The organism is Paenibacillus sp. HJGM_3, assembly GCF_045062745.1.
Taxonomy (GTDB): domain Bacteria; phylum Bacillota; class Bacilli; order Paenibacillales; family NBRC-103111; genus Paenibacillus_AA.
The window spans coordinates 85915-97992 of sequence record NZ_JBJGED010000020.1 but is presented as its reverse complement, the minus strand read 5'-3'; the positions used below and the strand labels follow the sequence as shown (position 1 = coordinate 97992).

The 12078-nt window shown below is 57.8% G+C and carries 10 protein-coding genes and 1 other annotated feature; all 10 genes read right to left on the bottom strand.

Translation table 11 applies throughout. The annotated features are described in order from the left end of the window. Positions 1 to 16: 16 nt before the first annotated feature. The 10 genes from ACI5FR_RS21215 to ACI5FR_RS21170 all read right to left on the bottom strand — a co-directional run bounded on the left by ACI5FR_RS21215 (position 17) and on the right by ACI5FR_RS21170 (position 12040). Positions 17 to 2281, bottom strand: a complete 2265-nt coding sequence (locus tag ACI5FR_RS21215) for a hypothetical protein (protein ID WP_405458003.1) — start codon at positions 2279 to 2281, stop codon at positions 17 to 19. A gap of 111 nt (positions 2282 to 2392) precedes the next feature. Beyond that, the gene (locus tag ACI5FR_RS21210) at positions 2393 to 3403 is read right to left on the bottom strand and encodes a hypothetical protein (protein WP_405458000.1); all 1011 of its coding nucleotides are present in this window, start codon (positions 3401 to 3403) and stop codon (positions 2393 to 2395) included. Between the two features lie 8 nt (positions 3404 to 3411). Next, a complete protein-coding gene (locus tag ACI5FR_RS21205) occupies positions 3412 to 3639 on the bottom strand; it encodes a Flp1 family type IVb pilin (RefSeq protein ID WP_405458132.1) in 228 nt (75 codons plus the stop codon). Between the two features lie 29 nt (positions 3640 to 3668). Continuing rightward, on the bottom strand, positions 3669 to 4445 hold the full coding sequence (locus ACI5FR_RS21200; protein ID WP_405457998.1) for a type II secretion protein F: 777 nt from the start codon (positions 4443 to 4445) through the stop codon (positions 3669 to 3671). 17 nt (positions 4446 to 4462) lie between these two features. After that, positions 4463 to 5245, bottom strand: a complete 783-nt coding sequence (locus ACI5FR_RS21195) for a type II secretion system F family protein (protein ID WP_405457996.1) — start codon at positions 5243 to 5245, stop codon at positions 4463 to 4465. Further along, positions 5217 to 6515, bottom strand: a complete 1299-nt coding sequence (locus ACI5FR_RS21190) for a TadA family conjugal transfer-associated ATPase (RefSeq protein ID WP_405457994.1) — start codon at positions 6513 to 6515, stop codon at positions 5217 to 5219. The genes ACI5FR_RS21195 and ACI5FR_RS21190 overlap by 29 nt, the downstream gene beginning before the upstream one ends. After that, entirely contained in the window at positions 6499 to 7653 is a 1155-nt protein-coding gene (locus ACI5FR_RS21185) for a nucleotide-binding protein (protein ID WP_405457992.1), read from the bottom strand. Before ACI5FR_RS21185 ends, ACI5FR_RS21190 begins: the two co-directional genes overlap by 17 nt. Before the next feature lie 165 nt (positions 7654 to 7818). Next, positions 7819 to 9504 carry a protein kinase domain-containing protein gene (locus ACI5FR_RS21180; protein ID WP_405457989.1) on the bottom strand — a complete coding sequence of 562 codons (1686 nt, stop codon included), beginning with the start codon at positions 9502 to 9504 and terminating at the stop codon, positions 7819 to 7821. A 133-nt stretch (positions 9505 to 9637) separates the two neighbouring features. Continuing rightward, positions 9638 to 10618: a threonine ammonia-lyase gene (gene ilvA / locus ACI5FR_RS21175; protein WP_405457987.1), complete on the bottom strand. Its 981-nt coding sequence runs from the start codon at positions 10616 to 10618 to the stop codon at positions 9638 to 9640. 68 nt (positions 10619 to 10686) lie between these two features. After that, positions 10687 to 10970 (bottom strand) — a binding site (T-box leader). A gap of 32 nt (positions 10971 to 11002) precedes the next feature. Next, a complete protein-coding gene (locus ACI5FR_RS21170; protein ID WP_405457985.1) occupies positions 11003 to 12040 on the bottom strand; it encodes an SAM-dependent methyltransferase in 1038 nt (345 codons plus the stop codon). Positions 12041 to 12078: the final 38 nt, after the last annotated feature.

Below are 12078 nucleotides of genomic sequence, written 5' to 3'. Positions count from 1 at the left end.
TTCATTCCCTTCCAAGTTAATACGACGAAAAGGCGGTTTTGGCTACTAGAACCCGATTCCGCTTGACTTCATAAGCGAACAGCGTCTCGAAATACGGGAAAAACCAAAGTCGTTCGCTTGCGGTTACCGAGCCCTGCACGTAAGTCGCCTTCCCCGTCAAATCCCGCCCGGTGTTCACCTCGATCAAACCCTGCATACGGGCCATTGTCCGCTTGTCGTTGCTGTGCAGCAAGTAGAACAGCCTCAAATAATCTTTGTACTGCATGGTAACGGCTTCTCCGGCGAGCTTCGCCGATAGAGGCACGGCCTTGCCGTTCACCAGGTCGGTCATATCCCGATAAGCCTCTAGCGCTCCCTCAGCTGCCGCCCAGAGTACCATCAGCAGGGGAGATCCGATGGAAGCGAGCTTGCTGCTCGGACTGAGCATCGCTTCCGTCGTCCGGATGGCGAGCCGCAAGGCGAACATCTCCGCGTAAGCGGCAGACTGATTGAGCAGACAGGACGATTGCCCGTACAAAACGTATTCCGCCTCCTGCCCCAGCAGCGCATGCTGGGCGGGTTTCGTCATGGACGTCGCCGGGATCGGCTTGCCGTCGGCGGACGACTCCTTCCCGAACGTACGGTAATTGAATTTCTCCAGCGCGAATTCGTTCACATACAGCTCGTCTCGAAACGTCTGCGCCGCTGAAGCCAGCTTAAGCAGGAGAGAATCGACGAAACGGAACGCCCCTCGCCTCACCTGATCTGCCTCTTGGGAAAAATCGGGAAGCGGTTCGGTTTCGGTGTCCGCGAATCGATTGTATTGCATGTATTTGGCATACAGGCCTACGTCGGGGGATTCCGAACTTCCATGCAGCTTGTCGTAGATCCCACGGCCGCCTAGGACCCCGCCGCATTCTGCCACAAGCTTTTTGACTTGGTCGAGCACTTCGCCCAGCCGGGTGAGCTGCTCCCGCTTCTGACGGCGAGTCGTCTCAGCGGACTGCTGGCGCTTCGACTCCTCTTCCTGCAGCTTGGCAACAGCGCGGTTCGCCCGCTCCGCATAGGCTTCGTTCGATGCCGACAAAATCCCATAGCGCTCGGGTGTCCAGCGATTGTCTCCAATAAGCGGGGAGGTCGCTTGCAGCGCCGACGCGAACCCGTTGCTAAGTGCCGAAGGCGCAGTCGCTTCCACCTTGTACAGCGCATAGAAAGCTACCGGCAGCACGGTCCGGTTCAGAAGCTCCGGAGACATGAACATGGCCGTGTCCGGCGAAGAGGACAACTCACGGATTTTCTCATCAAACGACTGCGCCTCGTCGATCGCGACCAGAATGTCGTCCTGAATCCCTTTCAACACAGCGGCATCTCTTGCCGCCTCCGCCTTGCTCGTCTCCAGGAGCAAGGTAAATTCCGCAATCTCGCGCAGGATGGTCTGCCACTGTTCGATTTGGCCGGCCACCGTCGACAGGCTGTTCTGGATCATGGAGATCGAACGCTGCATGTCCATAATCAATTGGATGTTCTCCTTCGCCTGCTTATACAGCTCCTGAAGGGCGACCTGCTGGGAGGCAAGCGACCGGCCTAGCTGTTCGCTCTGGCTACGGAGCGATCGGATCGATTGTTCGATCTCCGCCACATCGTGCCCCCCAATTCTTGCCGCATAGTCATCCAGCTCCCCCAGCCTCACGGCAAAATATGAGTGAAAAATCCCGCTCTTCTCCTGCAGTCGGAGAAGCCTGTCCCATGCTTCGTCTAATGCGCGATCCCGAGAAACTACGAGCTCCTCGATCGCTTCGGCCCGTTTCTCGAACGCCGAGGCACCCGATAAGGTCGACGCCGGATTGCGCCCCCCGAGCAGCTTGTCCAGCACGTTCACCGTAAATTCCGCCGGCGCCCGATATTTCATCTCCTCGAGCACTTGCTGACGCATGACCGTCTGATTGCCCAGTGTGTAAAGCGAAGTTAACGACACGGAGGCCGGATCAGGCAAGGGCCGTACGATCGTGAAGCTGTCCCCTTGGCCGGTACCGCCCATATTGCGCTGGAGTACGTGCTGGAACAGCTGCGCCGCATCGGCATCATTCAAGCCGATCGCGTATAAGCCATACTCTTTCAACTCAGGATCGTAAGCAGACAATGTCGATCGGAGCGCCAGCTTCAGTGCGGACTCCGTCTCCCTCTCCGCCATCCGTACTCTTAGAAAGTCAATCAACACCGCGTGGAACACGAATAGCGGCGCCACAAGAATCATTAGCATCACAGAAGCCGATCCTCTCTGGCTTCTCCAAATCTTTCTCACCTACTCCTCCTCCCTTCATGGAACCCCAGAGCTTAATCTTCACTTTGTGGGGTATGTTAGGGGTCCTTTTTCGCACGGAACGCCCGTTATGGCCTAAATGATTCACCAATTTTATCCATGGATCACAACGACGATACCTCGCTTCTCCAGCTCCTTCCTCAGCGGCTTGGACGGACCTACCTTGCCGTTGCGGCTGTCGCGAAAAAAATGCCAGACAACCCCTTTGACTTGCCCCGCGCTGCGAAGCAGCTCCAAGTCTTTGGCGATCTGATTTTCCACCGCCTCCGTCTTGGACGTATACCCGAACTTCGCTTCATGGAACAGCCCGTCGGGGTCCAACGAATCGAGCTTGCGCTGCTGGCCCGAAGGCGTAGTGACATAGACGGCCGAGGGGCTGCCGAGCAGGCTCCGCAAAAACGCCGCGGCCTCCTTCTCCGACGTAAACTGCATCTCCGGCCTGGGCACGGAGGGCGATTCCGGCAGGGGTATCGCGGGATCGCGGCGGGAGAACAGCTCCTTCAGCCGTCCCGAGAACGTCCGCACAAGATCGACCGTGCGCAGCAGCTCAACCGGGTCGGTGACGGAAGACTTCAACTCAACCGATGTAGACGGGATGAACCAGGAGTCCACTAGCTTCGGCACACGCGCTTGTCGTTCAACACTCGCTTGGACGACGCGATCGTACAGTCGGTTTGTGTAGCGAAGTGATCCGACAATGCTGCGCGGCAGCTCCACACCGGCTCGTCGCAGCTTGGATCGCGGGAGCGAGTCGGCACTGGAATCCGCATCACCTGCCGGCAGCGGCAGTTGTGTATCCTCGTTAGGTACGAGAAATCGGAACGCATCCGAAAGGCTATCGCTAGCCAGCCGCCAATATAAGCCGTCGGATTGCCCCAATGAGTACGAGCCGGTTAGCAGATCTTTGGAGCTGTTGTCCCACGCGTAAGCGGTGCGGTCCACAGCTGCCGCAGCGGTCACATACAGCTCGGAGCGGTTGTACAGCATTAGGCTGAAGCTGATCAAAGCGATTACGGCGATCAGCAATACCGGGATCGACACAGACGCTTCCAGTGTGAAGCTGCCGGTCTGCTCCCGTGCAGCACGCTTGAACCTCGCGATCATAAGTGCGATCATGGTGTCGGGGACGGCGCCGAGCAGGTGCTCGGATTGGCGAGGCAGTCCTTGTTCCCGGCGTCGCCGAGCTCTTGGTTGGCCTGTCCGAACAGCGATTTAATAAAGCCCAGAATCCATTTGCGAAAGGCAACGGCTACGATAACCAGGACGGCAACAATCAACAAAATTTCAAGCGTCCCAAGTCCGTCCTCCTCCTTCCAAAAACGGATTAAAGCACGTTTCATCGAGTTCACTCACATCTTCCTCCTTCATCTTATGGTTCGTTCATCATCGTTACAGCCGGTGCGGCGACGATCGCCATTACGACCAGAAAAATGAGCAGCATCGGAAAAATCAGCTTGGACGAAGCTTCCTCTCCGAGCGTACGGGTAAGCGCTTTTCGACGCTCCCACATTTCGTTCGACAACCCTTTCAACGCGAGGACGAACGAATCGCCTCCGCGTCTGTAGTTCATCAACACCGTAGTGGTAAACACGGTCACCTCTTGGACCGCACAGCGCTTGCTGAACTGCTCGAGCAACAGCGGAAGCGGTTCCCGATTGCTCAAGCCAACGGCGACCATCGCGATCTCCTTTTGCAAAGGGGATCCGTCTTCGTTGGAAGCCTTGGGTCCAGAACGGAAGGCGGCGCACTTCATCCATGCCCCGTGGATCGTATCTCCTGCGTTCAGCAGCAGCGTCAGCCGGTTCAGCAGCTCAGGCAGCTCCAGCAGGATCGATTGTTTCTTACGTTTAATCTTGCGGTCTAGCTCCATGACCATCGCCCACGGGGTACAGAGGGCGAACAGCAAGCCGACCGTTAGCATCGTCCAATCACCGTCAGCAGCGAAGAACAGGATTATGGCGCCAACTACGCAGCATGCAAAAACGATCAAAGCTCGTGCCGCAAACCGCTTCGTATGGAATAACGTCCGATTGTCTCCGTAGAGGGCCAGCATTTTGGGCTGAAGCAGCAGCTTTACCTTAGGCAGCCGATCTATGAGCCTCCCCTGTTCGACAAGCGCATACGCGATCGTTAATAACCAGCCCATAATGAGGCTCCTCTCGATCACACCTGAATGTTCATGATTTTGCGGGAGATGGCGAAGCTGGATACAAGCAGGACAAGCGAGCCGGTCATGATAATACGTCCTGTTCCTATATAGAGAGGCGCCATATAGTCGGGCGAGCTCCAAGCCAAGAACGCAATGATCACATAAGGAATGAAGCTCAGCGCCTTCGCCTCAAACCGCTTCTGTGCAATCACGACTGAGATGTCCTGCTCGATTTCCAGCTTCTCCCCGATCATGTTGGACGTTCGTCGAAGCACATCGACCAGATCGCCGCCTGTACGCTTGCATGTGGCGAACACTTCGGCGAACTGCATAATATCCGCAATTCCGCTCCGCTCGCCAAAATCCCGCAGCGCTACCTCGAGCGGCTCTCCTACATGCACCCTGCGGTTCACAATCTCCAGCTCGACGAGGATGGCGGCATCCGCTCCCGAATAAAGAAGCCGCAGGTCGGGAACACACTCGCGGAACGCGCTCTCCACCGACCTCCCTGCTCCGAGGGCCGTAGACAGCGCATAGAGCGCCTGGCGGAATTGGAGCTTCAGCATCGTCCGGCGTTTCTCCGCAAGCTGCCTCCGGCGGACTCGCGGCGACCAGACGGCGATCGTGCTAAGTCCGAGGGCTAGCAAAATGTGATTGTAGAACAGCATTCCAATCCCGAACAGAAAGCTTGCCACAACCACAATACATAGCCATTTCTCAGCAAAAGTAAGCCGGTACTCTCTGTAATCGGGCAACAGCTCGCCCGGTCTAGCCGTGCCTCGGTTCAAGACGTCCATCCGCCACCTCCTCCAAAGTTTCGGTCCGTATAATTAAATCGTCTCTTGACGTCCCGAGCTTTTGGGTACGACACAGCTTGTTGCCGGTCGGCTGAAGCGCTCCATGCGATTGCTCCTCGATCGAGCTTCCTGCATCCTCCACATATCGGAATAACGGATTCAGCACCATCTCACCTTTGTTCAGCTCAACCAGCTCCGTTATGTCCGTCACCCGGCGGCTGCCATCACGGAATCGCGCCAGATGCACCATAATGTCGATCGCGGAGACGATCATGCTGCGGACGACCGGAAGCGGCAGGTCGGCACCGCTGAGGACCATCGTCTCCAGCCGGCTCAGCATGTCGGCTACGGAGTTGGCGTGTCCGGTGCTGAGCGAGCCGTCATGTCCGGTGTTCATCGCCTGAAGCATATCGAGTGTCTCCGCTCCCCGCACCTCCCCGACGATAATGCGGTTCGGCCTCATCCGCAGCGAGCTTCGGATCAAATCTCGGATCGTCAGCTGCCCTTTGCCTTCGGTGTTCGCATTGCGCGTCTCCAGCCGAACCCAGTTCGGTACGGAACGGATCTGGAGCTCCGCCGAATCCTCGATCGTAATAATCCGCTCATCCGCGGGAACGAATTGACATAGAGCATTAAGGAAAGTCGTCTTACCGGAGCCGGTGCCACCGCTAATGAAGATGTTGTATTTGGCGGCGACTAGCCGTTCCAGGAATGCGGCGGCCGGTTTATTGATCGAACCCGAGTCGATCAGCTGCTGCATCCCCATCGGGTTGTCCGGAAATTTGCGGATCGTAAGCGTGGGTCCTTTGAGCGCAATAGGAGGAAGTACAACATGTACCCGCGATCCGTCGGGCAGCCTTGCGTCGACGATCGGACTCGCTTCGTTCACGACCCGATTCACCTTAGCGACGATCGCCTGGATCAAATCCTCCAGCTTCTCCTGAGATTCGAATCGTCCGTCAAATGCGGTTACTTTCCCGCCCCGCTCGATAAAAATTTCCTGATGGGAATTCACCATAATCTCCGTCACGTCCAGGTCGTCGAGCAACGGCTGGATCACGTCCATTCCGCGGAAAGAATCGTAGATTCTTCTCACGATGCTCTGCAAATCCCGCGCCGTCATGTACGTCTCGGCCTGGGAGCCGTGCAGGAACACCTCCCGTTCGATCTCTTCCATCAGCTCACGGTCGCTCATTGCCTGGTTCCAGTTCAGCCGGTCCCGAATTCGTTCCCTGATGCGGGCCGACAGCTCGTTAAGCGGTTGACGCATGACCGGCTCCTCGGGCGTCCAGCTGCAGCGCCTCCATCAACTGCAAGAGCTGGCGCTCGAACAACGGATCGAGCTGCTCCTCTTCCCACGCGGCGTTCCGTTTCCACTGGGCAACATAAGGCAGCTTGGCCGCTACGGGGACGCCAAGCGCGCGGAAGTCGACGCCGGCCTCACCGTTCCATCGATTGAACGCGAGGCAAAGCCTGGAACGGATCAGCTCCGAGTCCATCTCGAGCCACTTCGGACAGGCGTTGAGGAATTGCGCTGTCTTCCGGATCGAGGCACCCTCCTCGGTCAACATGCACACGAGCCGGTCGCTGCTCGCCATTGCGCCCTTGACTATTGGACTAACCCCGGACTCCACGTCTACAATTACGGCGCGATACACACCGAGTGCGCGAATGTGCTCGACCAGTCGCCGGATGTCGTCTACACTCAGCTCCTCCATCTCCCGAAAGGCGCCGGAGCCGCCGAGCACATCGATCGGACCGCGGGGATGGCGCCGAATGAGCTTCTTCGCCCACTCTACCGCCTTGGGCGAGCCGCCTCGGCTGAAGTAGAGGTATTGTCCGAACAGCTGCGAATAGTCGGGGTCCGGCGCCATAATCGAACAAATCGGCTCCAGATTGATCAGCAAGCTGCGCCGGCCCTGGGCGCCGAGAAGGCGGACCAGCTGATAGGCCGCCGTCGTCTTCCCCGTGCCTCCCGCCGCCGACAAAACACTGACGACGCTTAATGAAGAAGCCGAGAATGTAGAACGGTCGTTCGCTCGATATCGGGACCGTTCCGCTATGTTTACCACGGAGGCAAGCAAGTGCTCGATCGGCTGATATTTGAATAGCCGGGACAACGGCTCTTCGTGCGAAGGAGCATTCAGTGCGACGGGGGTATCGTCCGTATGGAATTCGTCGAGGACGACCCAATGGTGGTCCCTTTCCTCCGGAAGCCAGTCTCGATGGACGACCATCAAGGGATTAGGGCCGCTGCTGGAGCGAACGGCTTGCATCAAGGTATCCTGCTTCGAGCACCATTGGACGCTCAGCCGCTCCGCCCACTTGGATTGCCGGACATAGGCCGCGAGCCGCTGCAGATAAGCGGTGTCCGGGTCGGCTACGACAAGGTTAAGCGGTTCATTCATTCGTGGATCTTCCTCCTTGTTCGAGTGATGGAGACAACAAAAAAAGCACTCGCAAATGCGCAGAGTTCATCTGCCATTCGCGGTGCTTCCGCTTTAGATTTGCTATTGAGGTACTTTTAGTATATGCAACCTCGTCCTCCATTTCAAGCCTTATTTTCCCAACCTTCAAAAAAAGGACCAAAACGAAAATCGAAGCCTTCCCTTTTTCCCCTTCCGCCCGTCCGATACAGTCAATCGCTGCAATAAAGGCATTAGCGCGGCATCGAGCGAAGCTCGAACACCAGGCAAATCATGGGGAAGCTTCCCTCTATCGAATGCCTGAAGAATATGTTCGGTCGGGATGCTCGGCACGATGGCGATCGGCTTGTCCGGCGCCCGGTTCATTCGTTCTCTCCGTCTCGAATGAGGCGCATCTTTGTTCATCACCCAATGTACGCTACTCCCTTGATCGGCGAACTCGCGCAAAGCTTGCATATTCTGGGCTGCCCTCCCGCCCTGCCATTTGGAAGGGAACGGGTCTAGAACAACGACCAGCTCATCGGCGGCTTGGCAGAGCGCACGAACGTCGGGATCCGTCCACGTGTCGGATATATCGAACAGGACTTTAGTCTCTTCGCAGTGTCTAAGCATTTGCAAAATATGCGGGTTGCTCAGCGGATCAAAACCGCCGCCGGCCGGAAGCGGAAACCAACGCGTTCCACCCTGCACGAACCCTTGTGGAGGAGTGATGTGGAGTTTCGGAGACAGCTCTTCCGTCCTAACATACTGCGGAAGTCTGAGCAAATGGCCCAACTCGGGGTCCTTCCCGCCCGCTTCGATCACCGCCATCGGAACGCCGAGTCTCGTGGATCCGCGGGCAAGCGCGATCGACGTGAAAGTGGCTCCCGCACCGGCATAGAGCGTCCCGACTACAATCAGCTTGCGGTCCGGACCGGCAGCCATTCTGATCTGTACCGGGTCAATACGAGTGATCCTAGCTGTGCTAACGGCAGAGTAAATAGAAGCAGCGGCCACATGGGACTCAGCTTCTGTCGCCTGCACGTGCTGGACCCAGACACGCGCCAGCGCCCTCCCAGCTTCCTCCGCGGTCTGATACCGATCGCCCGGATCGTGCTCCAGCAGCCGGTGCACCGCTTCTGTCAGCTCTTCCGGCAGACCGCTTCTGAGCTGATCCAGCGGTTTGGACGCTACGGCATAATAAAGCCCGCCGCTTAAACAGTAGTACAGCAGCGCTCCGAGCGAGTACAGGTCGGAACTTGGATCGGTCTGGGCATGACTCAGTTGCTCCGGGGCCGCGAACGCGACAGTCCCGAGAGGAACCGTATCCGCCGGCTGTCCGGGCTTGAAGCTCCTGGCGATGCCAAAATCAATCAGGCGGATTTTGAATTGACGATCGAGCATCAGATTCGCCGGCTTCAAGTCCCGGTATACGATCGGCTCGGGTCGCTGCGTGTGCAAGAAATGGAGCAGTGCGCAAACTTGCTGACCGATGTCCAGCACTTGCTCTACAGGAGGCAAGCCGGGCTGGCGATCGAGCCACGCTTGCAGAGTCTCCCCTTCGATGTATTCCATTACGATGTAAGCGGTTGAGTTGTCGGAGAGCGCCTCGGAGGGAAAAACGTCGACGATGTGGGGCAAAAACGGGTGGCTCAGCTGGAGCAGTAAAGCGGCTTCATTCGGTGAACCGGATTGGTCCGGACTATAGGCATTTAGGCCGATTCGCTTGACGGCCCAGCGCTTCCCGGGAAGCTTGACATCTTCCGCCAAGTACACGGCTCCCATCCCGCCTTGCCCGAGCTGCTGCAACAGCCGGTATCGGCCGCCTAACAGATCGCCTGCTTCCAATTCCATCTGTGTGGGGTGGATAATACCGCATATCTCCTTTCGAATCGGACTCCCAGGCAAAAGGGACCGCGATTTAGCAATTCATCGCAGTCCCAATAAAACTACCACATTTTCCAGTTTGTCTCAATACCGATCCTCCTCAGACCGGGCTCGGCTCTGCCATAGACTGCTGCTGGGCATATAAGTCCGCAAGCTTGGAAAAATCGACATTACCCCCGCTCACCACCAGCACGACGCGCTTGCCTTGCAAATCCAAGTCGCCTTTGAGAAGCGCCGCCAGCGGTGCGGCCCCGGCTCCCTCCACCAGCAGCTTGTTGCGCTGCAGCAGCCAGAACATGGCATCCCGGATTTGACGCTCGCTCACGGTTGTAAAGTCGTCGACCACTTCCTTCATCCAAGCGAGCGGGATGTCCCCGGGCCGCTTAACGGCGAGTCCGTCCGCGACCGACAGCGGCCGATCTACGGATTGCATCGCCCCCGCTCTCCAGGAGCGATAACCCGAGTCGGCTGCTTCCGGCTGCACCCCGACGATTCGGGTCTCGGGCCGGACCGCCTTGACCGCCAAGCCGATGCCGCTGATGAGGCCGCCACCCCCTACGGGAACGAGTATCGCGTCTACAGTCGGGAGCTCATCCATGATCTCGATCCCGATCGTGCCTTGTCCGGCGATCACATGCGGATCGTTGAACGCGTGGACGAAGACCGCCCCGCTGCGCTCGGCCAGTTGCAGCGCGTGCTCATACGCTTCGTCGTAATTGGCTCCGTACAGCACGACCTGCGAGCCGTAGCTTTGCGTCGCGGCAATCTTCGCCTCCGGCGCGCCAACCGGCATAACGATCGTGGAGGCTATGCCCGCTTGAGCCGCGGCCATAGCCACCCCCTGCGCGTGGTTGCCAGCTGACGCGGTGATCACGCCTCGAGCACGTTCCGCCTCCGTCATTTGGGCAATCCGGTTCCAGGCTCCGCGCACTTTGAATGCGCCCGTTTTTTGCAAATTTTCCAGCTTCAGATAAACGGTACTGCCGGTTATGTCGCTCAGCGTCTTCGAGAGCGTTAGCGGCGTACGATGAATGTGGCCGTCCAGCTTGTATTTCGCACGCATGATGTTCTGGTATTGCATCGAGTAATCCCCATGTGAACCACCGCTTTCTTCAAATTTTATCGGAGAAAACAAAAAAAACCCGTCCCAGAAGGGACGAGGTTCGCTCGCGTTACCACCCTAATTCCGAAACGACAGCTCGCTAATACGCTGCAGTCTGTCTCGGCGCTCATCCGACATGCCATCACATGCGGTTCCGGGTAACGGTGGACTTCCGGTGCCCCCTAGCCGATACGCCTCGATGAAGACCGATCGGATTCGGGTCACGTCTCGGAGGTGATTTTCGGTGCAGTCTGAACGTCGGGCTCGCAGCAACCGCCGACTCTCTGGGGGAACAGAGGGTGCACGTACTCTTCCTCTTCATTGACTTTGTTAGAACGAATATAGCAAATCCGGCGCTCAATTTCAACGTTTAATCAAAAATAATGTAACCTCGTCGCGGTTATGGAACAGCTGCTTTGCCCGGACGAGCTCCAGATAAGGCGCGAGCGTGCGTGAAGTATCCTTCACGGTCTGGAACGGCTTGCCGTGCATCAGCTTCAGCGTCACGATCGCGGTACCGCCTGTACGAAGCGCATCCAAAAGCGGGATAAGCAGCTTCGCCATCTGCAGCGGGCTCCAGCTCATGTCGCACACGAGCAGGTCGAAGCTCTGAGGCGGGAACTGGACATCCCGGGCATTGCGCCGGTAAATCGTAAGCTTGGGGTGCTTCACCAGAGACGGATGCATGTCGCCAGGATCGATCGCGGTTACGCGAAGCCCCCGCTCCAGCAAGAGCGAAGTCCAGCCGCCAGGAGCCGCCCCGATGTCCAGCCCGTTCGAGAACGCGGCCAAGTCCAATCCGAACTCCTGCTCAGCCTCGAGCAGCTTGAACTTCGCCCGGGAGATTTGATCCTCCTCCCTTTGGAACCGGACCGCGCCACCAGCCCAATCGGACAAATTGTCGCTGGGCGCAGAGAGGCCGACATACGCCGTATCGGCAGTCACATAAACGGACACAATCCGTTCCGCCTCGCGAGGGACCGGCTCGATCTGGAACAACTGCTCGAGCTTGTCCGTCAGCGCTTCTCGCACCTGAGCCGGCGAGTACGGCAGCTCGAGCCGGTCCTGCTTGCGCACTTGAATCGCCAGCCGTTCGCCGGTCCGGAACGACCACTCCCGACTCACAAGCGCGGCTAGGCGGTGCAAATCCGACTCCTGACGGTTCAATTCGGTCGTGGCGTCAACCGGGTGCAAATGCCGAACGAAGATCGGCTCCTCGGCCCCAAACCGGGCGATCACCTCTTCCCGGCTAATAGGGCACTGCATCAAAAACACTTCTTGATCCGACAGCTCAGTGCATTTCGTACCCGGAATCAACCGCCGGACTTCATCCTGCGCGTAGAGGGCAAACCCGCGATTGGACGTGCCGATAAAGCTCGAGGTTAGGGTCGCGGTTTCCACAAGCGGTTGTCCTCCTGTAATTCGTTAGTCGAATTCGT